The 23,195-nt window shown below is 70.6% G+C and carries 24 protein-coding genes; 8 read left to right on the top strand and 16 right to left on the bottom strand.

Translation table 11 applies throughout. The annotated features are described in order from the left end of the window. Positions 1–26 precede the first annotated feature (26 nt). The 3 genes from ACF08B_RS30835 to ACF08B_RS30825 all read right to left on the bottom strand — a co-directional run bounded on the left by ACF08B_RS30835 (position 27) and on the right by ACF08B_RS30825 (position 2,845). Positions 27–641 (bottom strand): TetR/AcrR family transcriptional regulator, encoded by a 615-nt coding sequence (locus tag ACF08B_RS30835; RefSeq protein WP_392320430.1) that lies wholly within the window; start codon positions 639–641, stop codon positions 27–29. Positions 642–670: 29 nt separating this feature from the next. Next, on the bottom strand, positions 671–1,936 hold the full coding sequence (locus ACF08B_RS30830) for an MFS transporter (protein WP_392320429.1): 1,266 nt from the start codon (positions 1,934–1,936) through the stop codon (positions 671–673). A gap of 324 nt (positions 1,937–2,260) precedes the next feature. Then, positions 2,261–2,845 (bottom strand): hypothetical protein, encoded by a 585-nt coding sequence (locus ACF08B_RS30825; RefSeq protein WP_392320428.1) that lies wholly within the window; start codon positions 2,843–2,845, stop codon positions 2,261–2,263. Between the two features lie 494 nt (positions 2,846–3,339). Here ACF08B_RS30825 and ACF08B_RS30820 point away from each other — a divergent pair, with 494 nt between their 5' ends. After that, a complete protein-coding gene (locus tag ACF08B_RS30820; RefSeq protein ID WP_392320427.1) occupies positions 3,340–4,053 on the top strand; it encodes an SDR family NAD(P)-dependent oxidoreductase in 714 nt (237 codons plus the stop codon). 170 nt (positions 4,054–4,223) lie between these two features. Here ACF08B_RS30820 and ACF08B_RS30815 read toward each other — a convergent pair whose 3' ends face one another. Then, positions 4,224–4,928 (bottom strand): YoaK family protein, encoded by a 705-nt coding sequence (locus tag ACF08B_RS30815; protein WP_392320426.1) that lies wholly within the window; start codon positions 4,926–4,928, stop codon positions 4,224–4,226. Between the two features lie 14 nt (positions 4,929–4,942). Beyond that, positions 4,943–5,593, bottom strand: coding sequence for a response regulator (locus ACF08B_RS30810; RefSeq protein ID WP_392320425.1), 651 nt, complete (start codon positions 5,591–5,593; stop codon positions 4,943–4,945). 425 nt (positions 5,594–6,018) lie between these two features. On the opposite strand from ACF08B_RS30810, the gene ACF08B_RS30805 reads away from it, so the two are divergent. Both ACF08B_RS30805 and ACF08B_RS30800 read left to right on the top strand, forming a co-directional pair. Next, positions 6,019–6,630, top strand: coding sequence for a hypothetical protein (locus tag ACF08B_RS30805; protein WP_392320424.1), 612 nt, complete (start codon positions 6,019–6,021; stop codon positions 6,628–6,630). Between the two features lie 213 nt (positions 6,631–6,843). Continuing rightward, positions 6,844–7,122, top strand: coding sequence for a GlsB/YeaQ/YmgE family stress response membrane protein (locus tag ACF08B_RS30800; RefSeq protein ID WP_073896213.1), 279 nt, complete (start codon positions 6,844–6,846; stop codon positions 7,120–7,122). A gap of 169 nt (positions 7,123–7,291) precedes the next feature. Here the strand turns inward: ACF08B_RS30800 and ACF08B_RS30795 are convergent, their stop codons facing one another. Beyond that, positions 7,292–7,645, bottom strand: a complete 354-nt coding sequence (locus tag ACF08B_RS30795; protein WP_392320423.1) for a hypothetical protein — start codon at positions 7,643–7,645, stop codon at positions 7,292–7,294. A 181-nt stretch (positions 7,646–7,826) separates the two neighbouring features. Further along, positions 7,827–8,372 carry a TetR/AcrR family transcriptional regulator gene (locus tag ACF08B_RS30790; RefSeq protein ID WP_392320422.1) on the bottom strand — a complete coding sequence of 182 codons (546 nt, stop codon included), beginning with the start codon at positions 8,370–8,372 and terminating at the stop codon, positions 7,827–7,829. Positions 8,373–8,542: 170 nt separating this feature from the next. Between ACF08B_RS30790 and ACF08B_RS30785 the strand changes: the two genes are divergently transcribed. Next, entirely contained in the window at positions 8,543–9,376 is an 834-nt protein-coding gene (locus tag ACF08B_RS30785) for an SDR family NAD(P)-dependent oxidoreductase (RefSeq protein WP_392320421.1), read from the top strand. 69 nt (positions 9,377–9,445) lie between these two features. Here the strand turns inward: ACF08B_RS30785 and ACF08B_RS30780 are convergent, their stop codons facing one another. From ACF08B_RS30780 to ACF08B_RS30760, 5 genes are all read right to left on the bottom strand, one after another. After that, a complete protein-coding gene (locus tag ACF08B_RS30780; RefSeq protein ID WP_392320420.1) occupies positions 9,446–11,653 on the bottom strand; it encodes a xanthine dehydrogenase family protein molybdopterin-binding subunit in 2,208 nt (735 codons plus the stop codon). Further along, entirely contained in the window at positions 11,650–12,639 is a 990-nt protein-coding gene (locus tag ACF08B_RS30775) for an FAD binding domain-containing protein (RefSeq protein ID WP_392320419.1), read from the bottom strand. The genes ACF08B_RS30780 and ACF08B_RS30775 overlap by 4 nt, the downstream gene beginning before the upstream one ends. Continuing rightward, positions 12,626–13,156 (bottom strand): (2Fe-2S)-binding protein, encoded by a 531-nt coding sequence (locus tag ACF08B_RS30770; RefSeq protein ID WP_392320418.1) that lies wholly within the window; start codon positions 13,154–13,156, stop codon positions 12,626–12,628. Before ACF08B_RS30770 ends, ACF08B_RS30775 begins: the two co-directional genes overlap by 14 nt. 164 nt (positions 13,157–13,320) lie before the next feature. Continuing rightward, complete coding sequence (locus tag ACF08B_RS30765) at positions 13,321–14,124, bottom strand: class I SAM-dependent methyltransferase (protein ID WP_392320417.1); 804 nt, start codon at positions 14,122–14,124, stop codon at positions 13,321–13,323. Continuing rightward, positions 14,121–15,509: a S28 family serine protease gene (locus ACF08B_RS30760; protein ID WP_392320416.1), complete on the bottom strand. Its 1,389-nt coding sequence runs from the start codon at positions 15,507–15,509 to the stop codon at positions 14,121–14,123. Before ACF08B_RS30760 ends, ACF08B_RS30765 begins: the two co-directional genes overlap by 4 nt. Before the next feature lie 264 nt (positions 15,510–15,773). Between ACF08B_RS30760 and ACF08B_RS30755 the strand changes: the two genes are divergently transcribed. After that, positions 15,774–16,208 carry a VOC family protein gene (locus ACF08B_RS30755; RefSeq protein WP_392320415.1) on the top strand — a complete coding sequence of 145 codons (435 nt, stop codon included), beginning with the start codon at positions 15,774–15,776 and terminating at the stop codon, positions 16,206–16,208. A gap of 116 nt (positions 16,209–16,324) precedes the next feature. Here the strand turns inward: ACF08B_RS30755 and ACF08B_RS30750 are convergent, their stop codons facing one another. Continuing rightward, on the bottom strand, positions 16,325–16,828 hold the full coding sequence (locus ACF08B_RS30750; protein WP_392320414.1) for a winged helix-turn-helix transcriptional regulator: 504 nt from the start codon (positions 16,826–16,828) through the stop codon (positions 16,325–16,327). Between the two features lie 95 nt (positions 16,829–16,923). Here ACF08B_RS30750 and ACF08B_RS30745 point away from each other — a divergent pair, with 95 nt between their 5' ends. Continuing rightward, positions 16,924–18,336, top strand: a complete 1,413-nt coding sequence (locus ACF08B_RS30745; RefSeq protein ID WP_392320413.1) for an MFS transporter — start codon at positions 16,924–16,926, stop codon at positions 18,334–18,336. 117 nt (positions 18,337–18,453) lie between these two features. Here ACF08B_RS30745 and ACF08B_RS30740 read toward each other — a convergent pair whose 3' ends face one another. Both ACF08B_RS30740 and secD read right to left on the bottom strand, forming a co-directional pair. Then, a complete protein-coding gene (locus tag ACF08B_RS30740) occupies positions 18,454–19,002 on the bottom strand; it encodes a GNAT family N-acetyltransferase (RefSeq protein WP_392320412.1) in 549 nt (182 codons plus the stop codon). 47 nt (positions 19,003–19,049) lie between these two features. After that, on the bottom strand, positions 19,050–20,042 hold the full coding sequence (gene secD / locus ACF08B_RS30735; RefSeq protein ID WP_392320411.1) for a preprotein translocase subunit SecD: 993 nt from the start codon (positions 20,040–20,042) through the stop codon (positions 19,050–19,052). 160 nt (positions 20,043–20,202) lie between these two features. Here secD and ACF08B_RS30730 point away from each other — a divergent pair, with 160 nt between their 5' ends. Both ACF08B_RS30730 and ACF08B_RS30725 read left to right on the top strand, forming a co-directional pair. After that, positions 20,203–20,529, top strand: coding sequence for a hypothetical protein (locus tag ACF08B_RS30730; RefSeq protein ID WP_392320410.1), 327 nt, complete (start codon positions 20,203–20,205; stop codon positions 20,527–20,529). 112 nt (positions 20,530–20,641) lie between these two features. Next, positions 20,642–21,331: an SDR family oxidoreductase gene (locus tag ACF08B_RS30725; RefSeq protein WP_392320409.1), complete on the top strand. Its 690-nt coding sequence runs from the start codon at positions 20,642–20,644 to the stop codon at positions 21,329–21,331. On the opposite strand, the gene ACF08B_RS30720 is transcribed toward ACF08B_RS30725, so the two are convergent. Next, on the bottom strand, positions 21,267–23,165 hold the full coding sequence (locus ACF08B_RS30720) for an ATP-binding cassette domain-containing protein (protein ID WP_392320408.1): 1,899 nt from the start codon (positions 23,163–23,165) through the stop codon (positions 21,267–21,269). The genes ACF08B_RS30725 and ACF08B_RS30720 overlap by 65 nt on opposite strands. Positions 23,166–23,195 lie beyond the last annotated feature (30 nt).

The raw sequence follows: 23,195 nt of genomic DNA, 5'->3' as shown, positions 1-23,195 counted from the left end.
GTGCGCAGGCGGGCGGTGCCGCGAGATCAGCCGACGGGCGCTGCGGCTGCGGTGGGGCCGGGCTCGGCGATCGGTGCCGCGTCGAGGAGAACGGACGCGGCCGCGCGGGCCGTCGCGGCGGCCGAGGGATCGCGGTCCATGCGGGCTGTGTGGGCGGCGCCGTCGTAGAGGCAGTGCAACTGGCGGGCCACGTCCTCGGGGTGGGCGTACCCGGACTCGGTGGCCAGTCGGGTCAGCAGACCGCGCAGCCAGGCCCGGTGGTGCTCGGCGATGCGGCGGAACGAGCCGTCCTCCGGAGCCTCGGCCGTCGCCCGCATGAACGGACAACCGCGGTATCCCGGGTCGGCGAACGCCTCACCCTGCGCGTCGAAGACGGCCAGCAACCGCTCCTGCGGGGTCCCGCGGCGAGCCACGGCCCCGGCGATCCGGTCCCGGATGCGGTCGCCGCGCGATTCCAGATAGGCGCACACCAGTCCCTCCTTGCTCCCGAAGGCGTTGTAGAGGGACGCCTTGGCGACGCCGGCGTGCTCGATGACACGGTCGATGCCGACCGTCTGCACGCCTTCGCCGTAGAACAGTTCGTCGGCGGCGTCGAGGAGACGCCGGCGTGCCGTCGGCCTGTCCGCGGCCTTGGTGGCCATGGGATTCACCTGCTTCCAGCCGGTCCGGTTCACTCTGCCCGCGCCGCGGCGTCGGCCATGCACGCGTTCACGGCGACCGAGGTCCCGGCGGGTGATCCGGAAGCCGACCGCACCACCGACACGCGCTCCACGCGGCGACCGCTGAGAACGAGCCCGGTCAGTGCGACCAGCGCCAGTGCGATGACCGCCCCGCCGTACTCCCTGGCCGTCGGGACGAGACCGCCGCCGTGGACGACCAGTATGCCGCCGATGACCGCCGGCACGCCCAGGCCCAGGTAGCACACGACGTAGAGGAGGGACAGCACACCGGCCCGCTCGTGCGGGGCTACACGCGGCACCACCATCCGGATACCTCCCTGGAAGCCACTGCCGAAGCCGAATCCGGAGATCACGCCGCCCGCGAAGAACCCGGCCACGGAGAGCGCGCCGCCCGTCCCGGAGGCGATGGACACCAACGTGATCGCGACGCCGGTGATCAGCGTTCCGATGCCGATCATCATGACCGTGCGGGTCGCGGTTCGGCGCAGCACCCAGACGGCCAGACCGGCGGTAGCGGCGAGTACGAACAGCGGCAGCCCGCCCCACACCACGGAGTCAGAGTGCTCCAGGGTCCTGGCGATGGCCGGCCCGAGGGCGCCGTAGAGGCCGGTGAGGGCCCACACCGCGAACAGGACGGGAGCGGCGACGGCAACCGAGGAGCGGGCGGCCGCGGGCAGTTTGATCTCGGGCGCCATGCTCGCCAGCGCACCGGGCTTCCGGTCGACGGTCTCGCGCAGGGCGAGCACGCCGAGCGCCTGCAGGGCGAAGACGGCGAGCAGTACGACGTACACGAGGCGGGTGGGCGCGGGCAGGTACTGGACGATCAGTCCGGATGCGAGGGCGCCGCTCGCGGTCCCCACGGCAGGGGCGAACGAGTTCAGGAACGCACCGCGTCGCGGGTCGATGTCGAGCATCCCGGCGCCGAGCGCGCCCACCGCCGCTCCCGTGCTCAGGCCTTGCACGACCCGGGCGGCCAGGAGTGCCTCCACCCCGCCGGCGGTGAGGAACACGACCATCGCCAGGGCCTGTCCCAGGAGCGCGGCCAGGAGGACCGGCCGTCGGCCCAGGTGATCGGAGATCTTCCCGAGCACGAGGAGCGACACCAGCACGGCCAGGGCGTAGACGCCGAAGACGACGGTGACCGTGATCGGTGAGAAGCCCCAGCGCTGCTGGTAGATCGCGTAGAGCGGAGTCGGGGCGCTCGACGCGGCCAGCAGCGACACGATGATCGAGGCCAGGAGGCCGACTGAGGCCACGGGCCCCAGCAAGGGCCTTCTCGGACCGGCGTGAGCGGATGAGGGGCCGGCCGGGTTGCGCGTGGAAGCGCTTCGGTTCACATCGGTTGCGTAGCTCATGGCTCACTTTCGGACGGGTCCGACGGCTCGGGAGCCACCGGTAGACAGATCTGTCTGGTCCTGGTGAACCGGGGGTCGGTGTCGGCTATTCCCTCCTTCGGATGAGGCGATCCGCTGTTCATGGGTGTGTCCGTACTGGGCGGCGACCATGTCGATGATCGGTACATCGCCGTTCTCGGCGGCCACGCCCGGCCCTCCATGCCGACGCGGAGGAGCCGCGGCAGGTCAACGAGCGGTGTCGTCGTACAGGCCCAGCTGGTCCAGGCCGACGCCGCTCGCCCACCGCCGCAGCCGGCTGCCGTCGAGGAGGTGAACGCCGCCCTGCTGGGAGGCCCGGACGACGTCCGCACGGCTGAGGGCGCCGGGATGGATCACGATCCGGAGGACACGATCGTCACCGGCGTGGGCGGCCGTCCAGCGCAGAGTGGGGAGCTCGGCGCTCTCCTCCTCGTCCGTCGGGGACACCGGCCTGAGTTCCATCTCCAGCTGACGGTCCCGATCATCCCGTGCGTACAGGCGCGGCCGGTCGCGCAGGCTGACGTCGGTGACCTGCCAGCCGTCGCGCTGAAGCATCCGCGACGCCGCCAGCTTCAGGGCCCGGTCGCTCAGCACGGCGATCTCGGCCGGGGTGTAATGGCCGCCCCGCCGGCGGACGAGCGGCCGGCGCAGGATCCGGAGGGCGGTACCGGCGGCCGCGAGGCCCACGACGCCCAGGACCAGTCCGGCGACGCCGAGCGTGCGGTGGAACGACGTGAGCAGCAGAGCGGCCGTGAGCGCGGTCAGGCAGAGACCGACGAAGGCGGGCAGCACATCGCGCAGCTCAGGTCCGTACCGTCCCCGGGCGCGGGCATCGGACAGCGCCCGCTCGCGCTGTGACCGACGAGCGCCGGGGCCGTACGGCGGCCTCGAACGCCTCGCCGTGTACGGCCGCTTCCTTGTCTCCGGGGCCAACTCTCCACCTTTCCCAGGGGCATCCCATCGTGCCGTACGGATTCCCGCGTCCTGCGCGCAGCCCCGGTCAGGGCGAACTTCCGCACGCCGCTGCCGGATTCCGCACTGCGATCGCAACGGTACGTCCCCGGCTTCCCCCGACTACCGGACCTTCACCGTCATCCTCGCGGAGAGAAACGGGGAGCCCGACAGGACCGGTTGCCTCCCACCTCGGAGGCGCAGGCTCCCAACGCAGGTCAGAGGCTTGACCGTACGAGTTCCCCGACGACGGGTGTGGAATGTAGACGACCGGTCGGCCAGTTGTGTCCGGTGACCGGTCAAGGTGACCGGACCTCCTCCGAAAAGGACAGATCATGACCACTCCCGACCAGAAGGTCGCCGTCATCACCGGCGCGTCGCAGGGCATCGGTGCGGCTCTCGTGGAGGCGTACCGCAAGCTCGGCTACGCGGTGGTGGCCACCTCGCGCACCATCGAGCCCTCGCAGGACCCCGGCATCCTCACCATGCGGGGAGACATAGCCGATCCCGCCACCGCCGAACGCGTCATCGCCGCGGGCGTGGAACGGTTCGGCCGGATCGACACCCTGATCAACAACGCCGGAATCTTCGTGGCCAAGCCCTTCCACGAGTACACCCAGGCCGACTACGAAGCCGTGACCGGAATCAACCTGACCGGGTTCTTCCGCATCACCCAGCTCGCGGTGGAGCGGATGCTCGCGCAGGGCGGCGGCCACGTCGTCCAGATCACCACGAGCCTGGTGGACCACGCCAGCTCCGACGTGCCCTCCGTGCTGGCCTCGCTGACCAAGGGCGGCCTGCAGTCGGCGACCAAGGCCCTGGCCATCGAATACGCCACGCGCGGCATCCGCAGCAACGCCGTCGCGCTGGGCGTGATCAAGACGCCGATGCACGCCGAGCAGTACCACGAGACCCTCGCGGCCCTGCACCCCGTCGGCAGGATGGGGGAGGTCGGCGACATCGCCGACGCCGTCGTCTACCTGGAGAACGCCCCCTTCGTCACCGGTGAGATCCTCCACGTCGACGGCGGCCAGAGCGCCGGGCACTGACGCCGGCGGTGCGACGTGCGAGCCACGGCGCACCGGCGGGATGAGCGGCGGAGTGTACGACCGGTCGTCCGGAGTCCTGGACGACCGGTCCTGCACGACGTCCCAGCACGGGACTCGAATCCCGGTGACCCTTGTAGCCCGGTGACGGCCGGACGGCCGCTCGGTGCCCGTCAGGGACCGGGTTGTCGGGGTTGGTCGGCCTGCCGCCGCTGCAGTCGCCGCGTTTCACGTATCACCAACGCCAGGACGGTCGCCAGCAGTGCCGCTGCCACGGCTACCGCGGGAGTGCCGAGGACACGGGTGAGAACGGCGCCGAGGACGGCGCCGACGACGAACCCCGTGATGATCGCCGTGTATTGCGCGGCGCGATGTGCGGCTTCCGGTTCTTTGTGGGTGAGCCACTGATGTGCGGCAGCGAGCCCTTTTTGCAGGTTCCCGCTCTCCGCGAGGGTGGTGTACGGAATGCCGCGCAGCGTGGTGAAGGTGGAGAACTGCAAGGCGGCGACGAACGACACCGTGACGGTGGTGATCTGTTCGGGTGCGTCGTCGGGCAGGGCGGCGATCGCCGCCAGCAGGGTGATCTGAAGGGTCAGGACGAGCCGGAGCGGCCGACGCAGGACCCGTTCGACGCGGGACAGGCCGAGTACCTCCACGAGCAGCACGCCGATGCAGAAGGCCGCGATGGGGATCAGCAGCAGGACCGCGCGGTGCCAGTGCCGGGCGGTGGCTTCGACGCAGAACAGCAGGACGTTGCCCGACTGCAGGTTGGCGAACACGGTGTGCCGGATGAAGGTGTAGGCGTCCAGGAAGCCACCGACGACTGCCAGGAGCACCCCGACGGCGAGTGTGTCGGGGCGACGGTGGATCGTGGCCATGTCGGGTGCTGCGACTATTCGAGGAGGCCGCGTCGCATGGCCTCGGCGACGGCTGCGGCTCGGTCGGACACCTTGAGTTTCTCGTAGAGACGCTGGGCGTGTGTTTTCACGGTGCTGGTGCCGAGAAAGAGTTCCTGGGCGATTTGCGGGATGCTGAGGCCGCGGGCCATTCCGTCGAGCACCTGGCGCTCACGCTCACTGAGTGACGGGGTGTTCTGGGAACGCCGCATACGAATTTCCTCGGCCAGCCCTCCGGTGATTTCCGGCGGTACGACGGTTTGTCCGCGAGAAATGGCATGCACTGCTTCCACGACTTCCGATCGCTTGCTGTCCTTGGTGAGAAATCCCGCGGCCCCTTCTTCGAGGGCGCGATAGACCGAGGAGCTGTCGGTGAAGGCGGAGAGCAGCAGGACGCGGGTGTTCACCTGGTCGCGGACGAGGGCGTGAAGTACGGCGATGCCGTCGAGCTCCGGCATGCGCAGGTCGAGTACGGCGACTTCGGGCAGCTCCCTGCGAATGATCTCCAGTGCGTCCCGACCGTTTTCCGCTTCGGCTACGACATCAATGGTTCCGCTGAGCTGCAGCGCGCGGGAGATTCCCTCCCTGAACAGTGGGTGGTCGTCGGCGATGACCACTTTGATACGGGCGGGGCTCGGTGTTGCCACGGCAATCCCGACCTTTCCTCTGCGCGGAGCTGCTCTATTTCGGCCGTCGACAGGGTTTACGAATGCTCTTCCGGTCTCTGATTACTGTTCTCAAGGGTATGGGACCCCTTGCCGCCGGGCCAGCGAAGCCCCGACGCCGCCAGGCGCGCATTTGGTGTTCGTGCACCCCTCTGCCCTCGGCTCGTGGGCACCGGGTCGTACCCCGGACCTGAACCTGCCGGTCTCCCCGGTCCCGGGTCCCTGTTCGTGGTCCCCAGTCCCCTTGCCCTCCACGTCACCCGACGAGGGGACGACCCCGTTCCCCCGGACGGTCCACCGGCCGGGGGACGTACAGCGGCGGCCCAGAAGGCTGAAATGAATGTAGGCAGTCGCTCACCAGGAACTGCATCCATCCAGACTCAGAAATCGAAATCCGAGGAATTCTCATGATGAACGCCCGACGTAACCTGGCCCGTATCGCCGGTATCTCCTGCCTCGCCGCTCTGGCCGCGGGATCGGTCGGTGTGGCCAGCGCCGAGGCCGCACCCATGGTGAAGCACCACACGGCGTCCCACGCCAGCGAGCATCACCACCAGCACAGCTCCTCCCACAACAGCTCCAAGAGCTCCATGAACAGCTCGTCGAAGAACAGCAGCTCCAACAGCTCGTCGAAGAGCAACTCCTCGAAGAGCACGCCGAAGGGCGGAAACACCCAGGGCGGCACGCAGGGCTCCGGCAACGGCAACACCCAGGGCGGCACGCAGGGCTCCGGGAACGGCAACACCCAGGGCGGGACGCAGGGCTCCGGGAACGGCAACACCCAGGGCGGGACGCAGGGTGGTGGCAGCGGGAACACCCAGGGCGGGACGCAGGGTGGCGGGAGCGGGAACACCCAGGGCGGGACGCAGGGTGGCGGGAGCGGGAACACCCAGGGCGGTACGCAGGGTGGTGGCAGCGGGAACACCCAGGGTGGCACCCAGGGTGGCGGCAGCGGCAACACTCAGGGCGGTACGCAGGGTGGTGGCAGCGGCAACACCCAGGGCGGTACTCAGGGCTGATGGTTGAAGGAAGGCCGGTACCTCGCACAGGGCGACCTGTGCGAGGTACCGGCCTGTCGGGCACGAGCCCGGCCGCCGATCGGCGGCGACCTATCTGACAGGTCTTCACGCGGTTGCCCAGATTCGGAACTCGCGACAAGGGACGTTTGTTCGGGCGGAGACGGTGCACACGAAGAGCTAACAAAGTCTTTATACGACGAAGTGGAGACGCACATGGGCATCCTCGCGTGGATCATCATCGGCCTGCTCGCCGGCGCCATCGCCAAGGCACTGATGCCGGGTAAGGACCCGGGGGGCATCATCATCACGATGCTCATCGGTATCGCCGGCGGTCTGCTCGGAGGCTGGCTCGGCAAGGTCATCTTCGGAGTCGACTCCGTCGACGGGTTCTTCGAGCTCTCCACCTGGGTCGCCGCGATCGTCGGCTCCCTCATCCTGCTCATCCTCTACCGCCTCGTCACCGGCAATCGGCACTCGCACCGTCACGCGTGACAGCGCACAGCCGCACACCGGATCGGCTCCCTCCCGCACGCGGGACGGGAGCCGATCCGGTGTTCAGGGGCATCCGGCCCACCGGCTCGGGCGAGGAGGCCCGAGCGAGCCACTGTCCATCGAGCGAGCGCCGGTCGAGCGACCGCCGATCAAGAGACCGGGCGGCTCGTCAGGCGCGACGAACGCTGACGCCGCCGATCAGCCCCCAGGCGTCGATGCGGACCGTGGGGCCGCCGGGTTCGCTGGGACCGTCGTCCCTCACTCCGCCCAGGCGCAGCCCACGGACGTCCACCCGGACGTTGCGGGGAACTCTGAGGCTGACACCGCCGATCAGGCTCAGCTTGGTGATCCGCAGCTCGGCGCCGTCCGGGATGTCCACGTCCGTCAGGTCGATGTCGGCCCCGCCGATGAGGGAGGCGGTCACGGTCCGCTCGTGAAGGGTGGCTCCCGCCAGGCGGTGACCGCCGATCAGGCTCACCTTGACATCGGTCTTCTGCGGATCCGCTCCGCCGCTCTTCGTCATGGAACTACCGTATGGGCGCGGGGGAGTTGGTCCTCAGTGTCCGCGGTCCGGAATTGCGCATGACAAGTGTCATGTCGCTGGACCCGCTTCTCCGTGCGTCGGCCGAGGGTGCGCCGCGCTGCCGGCTTCGGCTGCTCACCGTGCGCCTGCGCCGGGGATCACCGTACGCCTGCGACGTGGCTCACCGTGCGCCGACGCCGCGCAGGAAGGTGTCCGCGACGAGGTCGGCCGCCTGCGGGGCATCCATGGACGGGAAGTCGTGGGCGACGGTGTCGACGAGTCGGTCGAGGACCTCCCGTGTCCAGGCCGCGTCGACGTCGGTACGGAGATGGCCCTCGTCGGCGGCACGCCGAAGGAACGCGCTCAACCGCTCACTCAGCGCGTCTCGGCGGGCCCGTGCCTCCGGGTCCTGCCGCATCATCTGCCGGGTGTCGACCGGCCACTCGCGGCTGACGGGGATGATCCCTTCCAGGTAGCGGTGGAGCGCCACGGGCACCGGTGCCTCGGTCAACCGCGCCTCGTCCAGGACCCGTTCGGACGAGTCGAGTTTCGCCTGGAAGACCGCGCGCAGCAGCGCCTCGCGGCTCGCGAAGCGGCGATGAACGGTGGTGCGGTCCACCCCCGCGGCGGCGGCGATGGCCGCCATCGACGTGCTCGGATCCTCCGCGAGGAGGCGGGCGCCGGTGCGGAGAACGGTGGCCAGATTGCGGGCGGCATCAGCTCTCATGGTGACCGGAACCCTACCAGTGTGGCGTTTCACAAGGCTAAGCACCTGCACCTGAAGCGCCTCCCTATCTAAATGCAACATAGAAGTTGCATTTTCATCGAGAACAGCTACAGTGAAGTGGTGCCGCTGCCCGTCGGGGCGGAGGGAGAGAACATCGTGAGGAGTACGTCATGACGCAGACTTGGCTGATCACAGGGGCTTCGCAGGGGCTCGGCAAGGCGCTGGTCGTCGAGGCGCTGGCCGCCGGGAACCGCGTCGTCGCGACTTCGCGGAAGCCGGAGGCGCTGGCCGACCTCGCGGCGCGGCACCCGGAGAGCCTGGCGGCCGTGTCACTGGACGTGACGTCGCCCTCCGAGGCGCGGGACGTGGTGGCGGCGGCAGTGGCGCGGTTCGGCACGCTGGACGTCGTCGTGAACAACGCCGGCTACGCCACCAGCGGCTCCATCGAAGATTTTCCGGAGGACGAGTTCCGGGCGCAGATCGAGGCGAACCTCTTCGGCGTGATCAACGTGACCCGCGCCGCGCTGCCCGTGCTGCGCGGCCGGCGATCAGGAAGCATCGTGCAGATCTCGTCCATCGGCGGCCGGGTCGGCGGTACCCCGGGACTCGGCGCCTACCAGACCGCCAAGTTCGGCGTCGAGGGCTTCTCCGAGGTGCTGGCGAACGAGGTGGCGCCGTTCGGCATCGACGTGATCATCGTGGAGCCGGGCGCCATCCGCACCGGCTGGGGTGCGGGCGCGGCGACGGCTTCCGGACCGGTGGCTCCCGACTACCGGCAGACGGTCGGCGCGTGGCTGGAGCGCAGGACCGACCACAGTGGCAAGGAGTCCGGTGACCCGGTGAAGATGGCCCGTGCGGTCATCGAGGCGGTGGCGGCGGAGCGGCCTCCGCGCCGGCTGCTGCTGGGCGGTGACGCCCTGGACCTCGCGCTCAAGGCGGAGGAAGGCCGCCTGGCCGAGGCCCACGCGTGGAGCGAGGTCAGCCGCTCCGTCGCACACCACTGAGCGACGGAGCGGAGCGGTCGCCGTGCGTGCCGCCGGGGCTGACCGCGGACGCGTCGCCGACTCCACTGGTCACAGCAGTGCGTCCAAAGTGATCGGCAGGTCGCGGAGCCGTTTCCCGGTGGCGTGGTGGACGGCATTGGCGATGGCGGGTGGAATGCCGACCAGGCCGACCTCGCCGACGCCCTTGGTGGCGGTGGCGGTCCCGCGGTCGGGCTCGCCGACGAAGATCACGTCGAGGTCCGGCACATCGGCGTTCACGGCCACGAGGTAGTCGCCGAACGTGCCGTTGGCTATGCGCCCGGTGCGCGGGTCGGTGACCGTGTCCTCGAACAGGGCCATGCCGATACCGCCGACCGTGCCGCCGATGATCTGGCTCCGCGCGGTCTTCTCGTTGAGGATGCGGCCCCCGTCGATCGCGGACACCACCCGTGCGACCCGGATGAGACCGAGGTCCGCGTCGACCCTGACCTCGACGAACTTCGCGCCGTAGGCGCCGGCCAGCGACATGCCCAGGTCCTCGGCGTCCGGTGGGGTGCTGCTTCCGTTCGCCGTGAGCTCGGACAGTCCGTGCCGGGCGAGAACGGCGGCGTAGGACTCCCCGCGGTCGGGGCGGCCCGCGAGATGGATCCTTCCGTCGGTGCACTCCACGTCCTCCGGAGAGGCGCCCTGGAGGGGCGACTCGGCATCGCCGCAGGCGAGTTCGACGAAGGTGCGGACGAGCCGCCGGCAGGCGTCGTGCACGGCGTTGCCCAGGCCGCCGGTCAGCCCCGAGCCGCCCGCCATCATGGAGTTCGGCATGTCCGAGTCGCCGAGGTCGAAGCGGACGAGGTCCAGCGGCAGGCCCAGCTCACCCGCTGCCAGTTGGGCCATCACGGTGTAGGTACCGGTACCGATGTCGGTGGCCGCACTGCGTACCAGCGCACTGCCGTCGCTGTTGACGGTGGCCTGTGCCGCGCAGGGCTGCGCGAAGTAGGGGAACCACGCGCTCGCCATGCCGTAGCCGACGAGCCAGTTGCCGTCCCGCATGGAGCGCGGTTGGGGGTCCCGGTCGGCCCAGCCGAAGCGTCGCGCACCGACCTCGTAGCACTCCAGAAGCGCCTTCTCGGACCAGGGCAGCCCGTTACGCGGATCGACGTCGGTGTGGTTGCGGCGCCGTAGCTCCAGCGGGTCGACGTGCAGCTCGTGGGCCAGTTCGTCGAGTGCCGACTCCAGGGCGAAGTTGCCCTGCGCCTCCGCCGGGGCACGCATGGACGTCGGCACGGCGACGTTCAGCCGGGCCTGCCGATCCTGCGTGACCACGTTCGCACACCGGTAGGCGAAGGCGCTCCCCGACGCGAACGGTTCGAAGTCGGTCTCCTCCATGCTCAGGGAACTGAGGCTGCGGTGCTCGACGGCGGTCAGTTCGCCCTCGCGGGTGGCGCCGACGCTCAGCCACTGCACACCGCTGGGGCGATGGCCGATCGACGTGAACATCTGCGGTCGGGTCAGGACCAGCTTGACCGGTCGCTTGATCATCCGGGCGGCCATGGCCGTCAGGATCACGTGGGGCCACGCGCGCAGTCCGGCACCGAAGCCGCCACCGACGTAGGGCACGAGGACCCGTACCGAACTCTCGGGGATGCCGAACACCACGGAGAGGGTGGTGCGCACCATCGACGGCCACTGACTGGTGTCGTGCACGGTGAGGGTGTCGCCCTCCCAGGCGGCGAGCGTGGCGAAGAGCCCCAGGGGGTTGTTGGTGTTGTCGGCCGTGGTGTACATGGCCCGCACCGTCACCTCGGCGGACTCCAGCGCCGCGGCGACGTCTCCGCGTGCGGTGTCCATGCCCCAGGGGTCCACGAGTGTCTCGGCGCGCGGGTCGCGGAGGTCGAGCAGCGGCTCCGTGGCGTCGTAGTCGGCATGGACCAGGCGTGCCGCTGCCACCGCCTGCTCGGGCGTCTCGGCGACCACGAAGGCGATGTGCTGTCCGTGGTGCACGATCCGGTCGTTGCGCAGGGGCGGCGGCGGTGACGCCCCGAGCGCGGTCGTGGGGCCTGTTCCGACCTGGGGGCGGTTCTCGTGGGTGAGGACGCTCAGCACGCCGGGCGCGCCCTCGGCCGCGTCGGTGTGCATGCGGACGATCCGGCCCGCGGCGACGGTGCTCTGCACCAAGGCGCCGTAGGCCTGACCGGGAACGCTGAAGTCCATCGGATACGGGGCTGTGCCGGTGACCTTGCGCGGGCCGTCGACCCGGTTGACGCCCGTGCCGACGAGTGGCCTGCTTTCGACGGTGCTCATACGTCAACTCCGGATACGTTCTGCAGCTCCCGCACCAGGGTGCGCCGGGCGAGTGGCACCTTGAAGGCCGTTCCGGGCACGGTCCAGGCGTCGCGCATCGTCGCGTCGGCGGCGTCCAGGAAGGTGGCCGTTGTCGCGGGCGCGCCCGTCATCACGTGTTCCGCCTCGTAGGCGCGCCACGGCTTAGTCCCCACGCCGCCCAGGCCGACGCGCGCCTGACGGATCGTGGCGTGGTCGACGACGAGGAGCACCGCCGCCGACGTGAGGGCGAACTCGTACGAGGTACGGTCCCGGACCTTGAGGTATCCCGACCGGGCCGCAGCCGGTGGCAGCGGGATCTCGATCTCGGTGATCAGCTCGGCGTGTTCCAGGACGTTCTCGCGCTGAGGGCTTTCGGCGGCCGTCAGGTAGAACTCGGTGAGGGGAACGGTGCGGGAGTGCGACGGCCCCTGGATGTGTACGGCCGCGTCGAGCGCCACCAGAGCGACGGCGAGGTCCGACGCGTGCAGCGCGATGCACCGCTCGCTCGCGCCGAGGACGGCGTGCATGCGTGCCACGCCTTCCACGGCGGCGCAGCCGGAGTCCGGTGTGCGTTTGTTGCACGCACTGACGGTGGGGTCGCGGAAGTAGCGGCAGCGGGTGCGCTGCAGCAGGTTGCCGCCGATGGTGGCCATGTTCCGCAGCTGTACCGAGGCCCCCTGGAGAAGGGCCTCGCGCACCATGGGCAGCCGCTCGGCCACGGTCGCGTCGGCGGCCAGTTCCTCCATGGTGACCAGCGCCCCCACATGGAGGGTCTCGCCACGGCGTTCGATGCCGTGCAGGGGGAGGCGGGTGATGTCGATCAGCGTGGGCGGCTCGAGGACCCCGTCCTTCATCAGGTCCAGTTGCGTGGTGCCGCCGGCCAGGCAGGCCGCTGCCGGGTCGTCGGCCAGCAACTGCACCACCTCGCGGGTGTCGGTGGCCCGGACGTACTCAAAGGTGCGCATCGGGGCCTCCCTGGGACGCGGCCTGGCGTACGGCCGCCACGATGTTGCTGTACGCCCCGCAGCGGCACAGGTTTCCGCTCATGAACTCCCGGATCTCCTCGTCGGAGCCCGCGCGGCCCTCGGCCATCAGCGCTACGGCGGACATGATCTGCCCGGGTGTGCAGAAGCCGCACTGGAAGCCGTCCTGGTCCATGAACGCCTGCTGCACGGGGTGCGGTCCGTCCCCACCCGAGACGCCCTCGATCGTGGTGATCTCCCGGCCCTCGGCCTGAGCCGCCAGGGTCAGGCAGGCCAGTACCCTCCTGCCGTCCAGATGGACCGTGCACGCACCGCAGGCGCCCTGGTCGCAGCCCTTCTTCGTACCCACCAGGCCGAGCCGGTCCCGCAGCGCGTCCAGCAGGGTGACCCGGGTGTCCAGGCGCAGTGTGTGTGACCGTCCGTTGACGGTGAGTGTCACGACCCGTTCGGTGACCGCGGGACGTTCGTCAACGTCCCGCGAGCTCGCCACGTTGCCCATGCGCGTCCTCCTCCGGGTGGGTCGTGCACGGCTCAGGTCCCACCTGGGAGCGAGTCCGGTCCGATGAACCGCTTCGACCACGGGGTACGAATTGCACGTGTTTGCCACCCTATAGTCCGAAAGGGTGATCCTGCATGTGGTCACACGGACGGGACCGTCGTCGCCTACTCGGCACCGCCGGGCGCGTTCGCACCGGCGGACGACGGCGGCACCTCGACGACGAAGAACAGGAAGCAGGGTCTGGTGGAGAGGGCGTGGAAGTCGTCGGGGAACAGTTCCCGGGCGGCCGGGTCGGGCTGCGGCTCGCTGATGACGGAAAGACGGAAGCCCGCGGTGGTGAAGGCGTCGGTCATCGCGTGCAACGACTTGCGCCAGAACCGCATGGTCGAGGACTGCCCGTCGAACGTCCAGTCGAAGGTATAGCTGGTGGTGGCGAAGTAGTCGGGCCGGGGCTCCTCGAACGTGTACGCCACGATGGGGTGGTCCACCGAGGCGATCAGCCGGCCGCCGGGTCGGAGCACTCGCCGCATCTCGGCCAGCGTCGGCCCCCAGTCCTCGAGGTAGTGCAGCACCAGCGAGGCGATCACGTCGTCGAATGCACCGTCGTGGAACGGCAGGGGGTCCTTCAGATCGACCCTGTGCAAGGCCACGTCGTCACCGAGCCGCCGCCCGGCCAGCGCCAGCATCCCGGCGCTGGCGTCGATGCCGGTGACCACCGCTCCGCGGTCGCGCAGGGCGGCGGACAAGGCGCCCGAGGCGCAGCCGGCGTGCAGGACGCGACGGCCGGCCACATCGCCGGCGAGGGCCAGTGTCGCGGGCCGCGCGTAGTACGCGTTGACGAGGTTGTCCTCGGTCGCCGCCGAGTAGCCCTCGGCGATTCTGTCGTAGTCGTTCACCCGCACGGGATCCGCGGGCTGGGGGAAGCTCTCGGGCTCATCGGCTACGGGCTCATCGGCTAGGGGCTTCATCGCCGCAGCCTAGTAGTCACCTGATCCGCCGACCAGGAGCGGCCGTCGGTAGACCCCCCTGTCCAACGGGTCAGCATGCCGATGGCCTCGGCGCGGTCGGCGGGGGAGAGCTCCGCGATCGCGGTGCTGTGGTTGCCGTCGGGCGCCCAGAGGATCCGGGAGTCACGCGGGCCCGGCCGGAAGGCCTCGGCGACGGCGGGATCCTGGGCGCCGTTGACGAACAGCAGTCGGCTGCCGTGCCGGCGGACCCAGCGGTCGACGTCCGGCATGGCGTCACGATCGAAGCACATCGGGATGTCGCGCGGGACGAACGTACGGGGCTCGACGGCGTCCGGGTAGCGGAGAAGACCGGACAAGTGCCGGACGGGAAAGCCGACGTACCCGAGCTGGGTGCCCAGTTGGTAGAAGTAGGGGACGTAGTGCCGCAGCGCCGTGTCGGCGTAGAGGGCGAGGCCCGTGATGTCGTCCAGCCACGCGTACAACTCGTCGGTACCGGAGTCCGGGCCGGGTATGGAGGCGCCGTCCGCCGTGGTGTTGCGCTGCCAGAACATGAACGCGGCTCGTACGACGGCTATTTCGAGGGCCTTGTCGGCGCTGCCGACGATGCGGAACGAGGTGCTGTTCGCGGCGGCCCAGGCTTCGTACCGGGCGACCAGGTCGGAGCGGCGCAGCAGAGCCTCCCGCTGCACGGTCCGCAGGGCCTCGCGGCACTCGGCGCTGCCTACGCTCTCCAGGAACCGCACGTACGCGCTGTCGTCGCGGTCGTCGACGTTGTCGGGGGCGGAGTAGGCCACGGTGCCGTCCACGTCATGGGGGTGGAAACGGCGGTGGTAGACGCTGGTCATGCCGCCCTTGCTGCTGCCGGTGGAGATCCACGCGCCGCGGTACAGCCGGCGGAAGAGGTGTACGACGCGGTGGTGGTCGTCGGCGGCCTGCCGGATGGTCAGCAGGGAGAAGTCGGCGTTCGCCGGGCGGGAAGTACCGAAGAAGCGGTGCTCGACCTGAAGCTGGTTGCCGCCCAGGATCACCGTCGGTTCGGCCCGACGGGGTGTGAGCACGGCCTCGTAGCCCGTGCTGAACAGGACGGTAGGCCGATCGACCGAGGTGTGGAGCAGGGTCAGGCGCTGCTCGAAGGAGCCGGCCTCGGGGTTCGTGTGGTCGGCCGGCTGGCGCAGCCCGAGGACGAAGAAGCGGTATCCCGGCTCGGCGCCTTGGCGTTCCTCGATCACCCGCAGCCCCGGCAGGGCGTGCAGGGCGGTCAGGATGTCGTCGTCGAGGCGGGTCCGCGACCGCGTCCCGGCAGTCGCGGGTGCGGCGGCCGTGACGGCGAGGCCGGCAGCCGTCGCCGTCGAGGTGAGAAGCCGTCGTCTCGTCCACGTGCGCATCGTGAATCCTCCTGAACCGCGGTCATGGCGACCGTCATAGGCTGACGGCTCCAGTACAGCCGTTCGGCACCGCAGGAAGATCCCGCGCCCGGGGGACCGTCTCCCCCGGGCGGGGGAGGACCACGTTGTCGTGCCGGGCGCCGTGGGAGGGTGACTGCCCGCTTCGGCCGGCACGGTCAGGGACAGGGCACCGGTCGTTTACCCGACAACATGCGGACACACGCCGGGAGATGAGCGCCGGAGTCACCCTGCTATGGTGCGCCGATGTCATCGATCAAGAAGGTCCAGATCACCTTCGACTGCGCGGATCCCGAACGTGTCGCCCGCTTCTGGTGCGAGGTGCTGGGGTACGTCGTCCCGCCGCCACCGGAGGGGTTCGCCACGTGGGGCGATTTCGATCGGTCTCTGCCGCCCGAGCGGCAGGGGGCGGCATTCGCGTGCGGTGATCCCTCGGGCGTCGGCCCGCGACTGTTCTTCCAGCGGGTTCCCGAGGGCAAGGTCGTCAAGAACCGGGTGCATCTCGACGTGCGGGTCGGCACCGGGCTGGTGGGTGAGGAGCGCCTCGCCGTACTCCAGGCCGAGTGCGACCGGCTGGTCGCGCTCGGTGCGGTACGGGAGCGAGTGCTCCTTGCCGACGACTACAACGAGTCGTGCATCGTGATGCAGGACGTCGAGGGCAACGAGTTCTGTCTCGACTGAGTTCGCACCCCCGGAGACGGCGAGGTGGGTGCCGTCTCCGGGGGACCGGCACACATGGTGCGTCCCCTGTGTGCCGATCGGGAGCCTGACTCGGACACGTCCACGGTGGTGCGGCTCTACCGGGTGGACCCCGATCGTCGGCTCGGGGTCTGTACCGGGCCGGAGCGGTTCCAGCCGGGGGTCAGCTCCTCCCGGTGGACGTCCTCGGCGTGAACCCGCTCGCCACAGGTCTCGCAGACCGCGTGGGTGGCGAGTGCGTGGTCCCGGTGGAGGAAGCGAACGGGGGGCGTGGTGACGGCCCAGCGGTCCCCCCAGCCGATGAGCTCGCGGGTGATGCCCGCCAGGTCCCGCCCCGCCTCCGTCAGGTAGTAGCCCTGGTGGCGTGCGTCGTCCGGCAGGGGGCGCCGTTCGAGGACACCGCTCTCCACCAGCGCTTTCAGGCGCGCCGCCAGACGGTCGGTGGGGGCGCCGGTGTTTCTGGCGATCTGCCGGAAGCGGTGGTTTCCGAGCATCACCTCGCGGATCGCCGGCAGGGCCCAGCGATCGCCGACCACCTCCAGGGTGGCGGCGAGCGAGCACGGGCGTCCGTTCATGCCCTGCGGATCGATGTGCTTGGTCACGGGCCCAGTATCACCCCGTGGGGTTTGATTTCCAAACCATCCCGTGCTTGGCTTGCGGCATGCCCACGATGCTTCGATTTTCAAAGCACCCCCGCATGGCCACGCCGGTCGTACTGGTGGCCGTCTTCATGACCAATCTGGATCTGTGGATCGTCAACGTCGCGCTTCCGGCCATGGGGACGACCTTCTCCGGGGGCGGCGCGGGTGCGACCCTCGGTTCGCTGTCCTGGGTCCTCAACGCCTACGCGATCACCCTGGCCGCGCTCCTGGTGGTGGCCGGGCGCGCCGGTGACCGCTTGGGTCAGCGGCCGGTCTTCCTCGCCGGGATCGCCGTCTTCACCCTCGCGTCGCTGGGCTGTGCCCTGGCCCCCGATCTCGGGACCCTCGTGGTGGCCCGAGTGGTGCAGGCCGTCGGGGCGGCCGCCCAGATCCCGACGTCCCTCGCCCTGCTGCTCGCGACGGTGCCGGCCGAGCGCCGTACCCACGCCACCCGCAGCTGGGCCGCGGTCGGCGGACTCGCCGCGGCCGCCGGGCCCGTCGCCGGTGGCCTGCTGGTCGAGATCGACTGGAGGTGGGTCTTCGCCGTCAACGTCCCCATCGGCATCGCGGCGCTCCTCGCGGGCCGATCGGTCCTGCCGAGGCCGACCACCCGGGAGGCCGGACCGCTGCCGGACTTCCTCGGCGCGCTGCTGGTCGTCTCCTCGGTCGCGGCGCTGTCCGGAGGGCTGGTGCAGGCGCCCGACTGGGGCTGGACCAGCGGCAGGACCGTCCTGCTGCTGGCCGTCGCCGTGATCTGCGGCGCCGGGTTCGTCCTCAGGTCCCTGCGGCATCCGCACCCGCTGTTCGAACTGCACCTGCTGCGGCTGCCGCGCTTCGGAGCGGCGAACGCGGGCAGCTTCCTGTTCGGCGTCGCTTTCGCGATCATGCTGTTGTCGAATGTGCTGTGGTGCCAGGAGGTCTGGCACTGGAGCGCGCTGCGCACCGGGGTCGCCCTGGTGCCCGGTCCCGCCCTGGTCCCGGTCGTCACCCTGCTGACGGCCCGCACCGCGCAGCGCTTCGGGCACGGTCCGCTGGTCGCCGTGGGCGGGTTGCTGTTCACCGCAGGCATGGTCTGGCGGGCGGGCTTCGCGTCCGTCGACCCGGACTATCTGCGTGACCTGCTGCCGAGCCAGGTGATGACCGGCACCGGTGTCGGGCTGGCCCTGGGCACTCTGGTGGCCGCCGGTGTGCACGCCCTGCCGGGCCACCGCGCGGCGACCGGGTCGGCGCTGGTCAACTCCGTCCGTCAGATATCGGCCACGGTCGGCGTCGCCGTCCTCGTCGCGGTGGTCGGTTCCCACGTAGGTGCCGACTCCCGCCAGGACTTCCGGATCGCCTGGTGCGCGGCCGCCGTGCTGGGCCTGGCGACGTCGGTGATCGGCGTGCGCCTCAGTCGCGGCGGCGGACCGGCCCGGACGGCGCCCGTCGCCTCGAAGGAGTCCGAGGCGGACACACAGGCTTTGGCCTGATCACGCCCGCGACGCCGGTCGGGGCGGCGTCGCGCGGCTCGTCGTCCTGCGCCGCTGTGGCGCAGGTGGCGCGTAGCCTGCTCGCGCGCGTCCCGTCGACTGCGGAAGGGGTGCACCTCAGCGCGGTGGGGTGGCCGAGGGCCGCACGCCGAACCACTGCTCGGCGCCGTAGTCCTCGTACCGCTCCACCTCCGAGAATCCGAGCTTCGCCGCAACACGCATCGCGCGGGCGTTGGCGGTCTGGGTGCGGAGCACCACCGGCTCGCGGGGAGACGCGCCGGCGAACCAGTCGAGTACCGCCGCACACGCCTCGGCGGCGTACCCGCGTCCCCACGCCTGGGGCAGGAACATGTAGCCGAGTTCGGCCCCTTCGGCGTCCGGACGCACATGACGCGGACTCTCCGCGTCGCGCCGGTCGAGCGTGACCATGCCGATCATCGCTCCGTCGAGGTCGATCACGAAGCAACCGGGGCGCCGGCCGGGCACCTCGGGCATCACGCGTTCGAGTTCCTCACGCGGTCGAGGGCCACCGGTGTAGGCACCCACCTCCGGTGATGCGAACAGCTCGACGAAGGCCGCACGGTCCCGGGCTTCGGACCCGCGGAGCAGGAGCCGCTCGGTCCTTGTCGGCGCAGGCGGCCAGACACCGGGTCCGAGTTCACTCATGGCGGGCAACCTATCGCAGGGCCGGGGGAGTGATCCGAGGACGCACCCTAGCGCTTGGTGATGTGTGTCGCGCCGGCGAACCTCAACGGAGTAGGAAGCGCACCGGAGTTCAGCTTGGCAGCCAGGTCCCGTGCCTCCTTCTCGGTGAAACCTCCGGAGATCTGCGCGGTACCGTCGGTCAGCGCCTGGTTGACATAAGGCGCGGACACCACGCCGCCGTCGACGACGATGGCGAACTCGTTCTGCGGCATCTGGTTCTGGGCAAGCCTGCCGGTCGCGTCGGCGAACTTCTTGGCTCCTGCGGCGGTGAAGTCGAGCTGGACCATCCAACCCGCCCCGTTCGTGGTGTCGTTCACCGCCTCGGCCGAGGTGAGTTCGCTGCCGGTGAGAATGGCCGGCCCGAGCAGGTACTTCGAGGGTGGTTGGCCGGCGGAGTGCTCGGTGGCACAGGCGACGGCGGGGCTGTCGGGGTTCGCGTCCTGTTCGGCCTCGGAGTACGTGTGGCCGGCGGAGCAGTCCAATGCCCTGTACTTCGCCAGGAGGGAGGCGGACGTCCCGTCGGCCCCGCTGGAGGCACTGGCCGACGGGGAACCGGCGGGGTCCGCCCGGAGCGCTCCAGTGGTCGCGCGCCCCTGTGCGTGACTGGCGCTGGGCCCGGGCGTGGGGGTCCGGGAGCCGGCGCTCTCCTGCGCCAGCACCGGCCGGAAGCGGAGTTGGCCCAGAGCTCCCAGCTTCTCCAACTGCTCGGCCTTGTACGGTCCGACGACGGTGAGGGAATTGCCCTCGGTGGTGACCCGGGTGCCTGTCATCCCGAGACTCCTGACCCGTTCCCGCACTCGGTCGGCGGTCCGATCCAGTCCGTCCGCGGACCCGGACGCCGACGCGGTGAAGGTGACCGACCAGTCGGTGCCGGCGGCGACCGTCTGCCCGCCGGACGCCGTGCCGGACGGCTTGGAGTCCGGCCGGGACGGGGCCGGCGCATGCGAGCAGCCGGTCGATGTGGCCAGGCCCAGGCACAGCAGAACCGTCGCGCTTCTCACGTGAAGGGTATGCACGGTGTGCAGCTTCCCAGGCGTAATGCCGGGTGTGCAGGCAAATGGCCGACTCCCGGGCGGCCCTCTCGATGAGACGTTAATCTTGCTCCGCCTTCCGGCCCGCCCAGGCCGACGAGAGTGCGTGGTGAGACTGCACAATGGCCCTGTGACGGGTGGGGATGAGCAGGCGCAGATACTCCGGTACGACCGAGGGGCCGAGGAGGACGACGGCCGTCAGCGCTCGCGGCGTGGCCCGATCCTGCTCACCACGCTGGCCGTCCCGGCCGTCGGAGCCGCCGGGGTCCAGGCCGGCTCGCTGCGGGCCGGGCAGGGCGGTAACGGCATCCTGCACATGGTGGTGGTAGTCGCCCTGCTCCTCATCGCCTTCGTGGTGGTGGCACTTGGCATCATCTGGGCCATCAACACGGTCGCATCCCTGATCGGCAGGATCGCCGCCGGCTGGCGCAGGACGCGCCGAGACGTCACTCGCTAGCCCTGTCCCGTCCGACGACGCACCGGCCCGACCGCCCCCAACGCCGTTCATTTCAGGCCGAACTGCTCGGAGCTCAGTGACTTGCGGCTTCGCTTTGGGTACATACCCCACCATGGGCGTACATTTCATCACAGGTGCTGGTTCGGGTATCGGAGCGGCCCTGGCCGCGGCTTTCGCGGCCCGGGGTGAGGAGTTGTGGCTGCTGGCTCGTAACGAGACACGGGCGCAGGCACTGCGGGCCAGATTTCCCCACAGCCGGACGCCGGTGGCGGACCTGGCGGCGACGGGGTCGCTCCGCGGTGGGCTGGCCGCGCAGGAACTGCCCGCTCGGCTCGACTCGTTGATCCACGTCGCCGGCGTCGCGGAGTCCGGGACGGTCGCGGAACTCGGGGCGGACGTCTGGCAGGACGCGCTCGCGGTCAACGTGGCCGCTCCGGCGGAACTCACCCGGCTCCTGCTTCCCGCACTGCGCGCGGCACGCGGCCACGTCGTGTTCATGAACTCCGGTGCGGGGCTGCACGCGCCGCCACGACTGAGTGCCTACGCGGCATCGAAGTTCGCGCTGAAGGCGCTGGCCGAGTCGCTGAGAGCCGAGGAGTACGGGAGCGGGGTCAGGGTCACCACCGTCTACCCGGGAGAGACCGACACGCCGATGCAGGTCCGCTTGCACGAGCAGTTCGGCCTCCCCTACGACCCCGAAGCCCACATGAGCCCGGATTCCGTCGCCGCCGCCGTGCTCACGGCGCTGGATCTGCCGAGGGACACGACGATGAGCGATCTGATGCTGAGGCCGGGGCGCTGACCGGGCGGCCGGTGTTACCGGGACACACCTCGTCCGTCCCGGGAACACCGGTGTCCCAGTGGCCGACCAGGTCGGCGTAGAGGGGGGCGGACGCCAGCAGCGTGTCATGGGTACCGGTGAGCGGCCGAACGCCGTCCAGGAGCAGCACCCGGTCCGCCCGGCGGGCCGGAGCGATCCGGTGGGCGATCGTCACCACCGTCCCGGGCCGGCGCCGGAACGCCTCCTCGACGCGGTGTTCGGCCACCGCGTCGAGGTGCCGGGTCGCCTCGTCGAGGACGACCAGCCTGGCGGGGGACAGATAGGCCCGGGCCAGGGCGATCAACTCCGCCTCGCCCGAGGACAGTTCGGCCGGGGTGAGAATCGCGTCGAGGCCGCCGATCCGCTGCACCGCGCCGGCCATGCCCAGCTGCTCGACGGCCGCGACGACGGCGTCGTCCGGAGTGTCCGGGGCGAGGTAGCACAGGTTCTCCCGTACCGATCCGGCGAAGACATAGGGATCTTGAGGAAGAAGCACCCGGGCGCGGTGCAGATCGCCGCGCGCGATGTGCTCCAGGGGGACGCCGCCGAGCAGGACCTGTCCGCGGTCGGGCGCCAGGATGCCGGCGAGGACGTCCGCCATCGTGGACTTGCCGATCCCGGAGGGGCCCACGACGGCCAGGTGGTCGCCGTCGGCGAGCGAGAGGTCGAGCCGGTCGAGCACCGGTTGCGCGTCCGGCCCGTACGCGAAGGTGAGGTCCGACAGTTCCGCCGAACCGTCCACGGGCGTCCGTCCGGGCTGTGGATCGGCGCCCGGCGCGGGATGGCGCGCGGCCGTGGACAGGCGTTCGGCGGCCACGGCGAGGCGCAGCCAGGACGCGCCGACTCCCTGGATCAGCAGGCGGACAGCGGGTTCCAGGGTGGCCAGCACATAGGCGACCACGCCCACGACGTCGCCGGACGTCATGCCGTGTCGGACCAGGGTCGGTGCGGCGAGGACGATCAGCAGGAGAGGGGCGTGGGCGCCCAGTGCCACGATCAGCCTGCGTACCGCCGCCAACCGTGCGAGGGCCCGCGACGCACGCAGGTGGGTGTCGATCGCGTCCAGCATCTCGTGTTCCGCCTTCTCGGCGGCGCCGCACGCGACGAGGTCGCGCAGCGCGTGCAGGGTCCCGACGGTGCGGTGGGCCAGGACCTCCTCCGCGACGAACGCCGTGCGCTGCCTGCGGACGGTCGCGGGGGCCAGGACGGCGAACACCGTCAGGGCGAGCACCAGCGGTGCGGCGACGAGGGGTACCGCGCCCGGGGCGATGGCGGCGGTGCCGGCCACGACGGCGGCCACGGTGAGGACGAACTGCCACACGAGCATCAGCTGACCGGCGAGCGAGTCACGGACCGCCTCCACCTGGCGGGTGAGCTGGGCGACCGCGACGGCGGCGGAGTCGTCCCGCCGCCGGGGGCCCCGCGCCACCGCTCGGCGCAGGGTCCCCGTGACGACGTCGCGCAGCAGGCGGTCGCGCTGGGGCTCCACGATCTCGGCCAGCGACGGGTAGGCCTGCCGTCCCGCCCAGGCTCCGGCAAGGGTGACCAGGGCGAACACACCGAGCCACAGCGCTGCCGTCCTGGGCTGGTGCGGGAGAAAGCCGTGGTCGACGGCCAGGGCGAGCGTCTTGCCGGCGACCAGTGCGGGCGCGGCGTGGAGCAGCGTCCACAGGGTCAGGCGCACGGCAGCGGCTCGGCTGTGCGACAGGCTGCCCCGCACCAGGCGCATCGCGCTGCCCGTGATGTCGGCGGGCGGTCGGGCCGTCCGGTCGGGTTCCGGCCGGGGGTGCCGTGTGTCGGCCGTGGTGTCGCCCACTGGCGGTCTCCTTTCGTCCGGTCGCGTCCG

Origin of the sequence: Streptomyces sp. NPDC015139 (assembly GCF_043079785.1) — a bacterium.
GTDB classification, from domain to species: Bacteria; Actinomycetota; Actinomycetes; order Streptomycetales; family Streptomycetaceae; genus Streptomyces; species Streptomyces albidocamelliae.
Note: the sequence above shows the minus strand (reverse complement) of the source record. Positions and strands in the feature narration are given on the sequence as shown.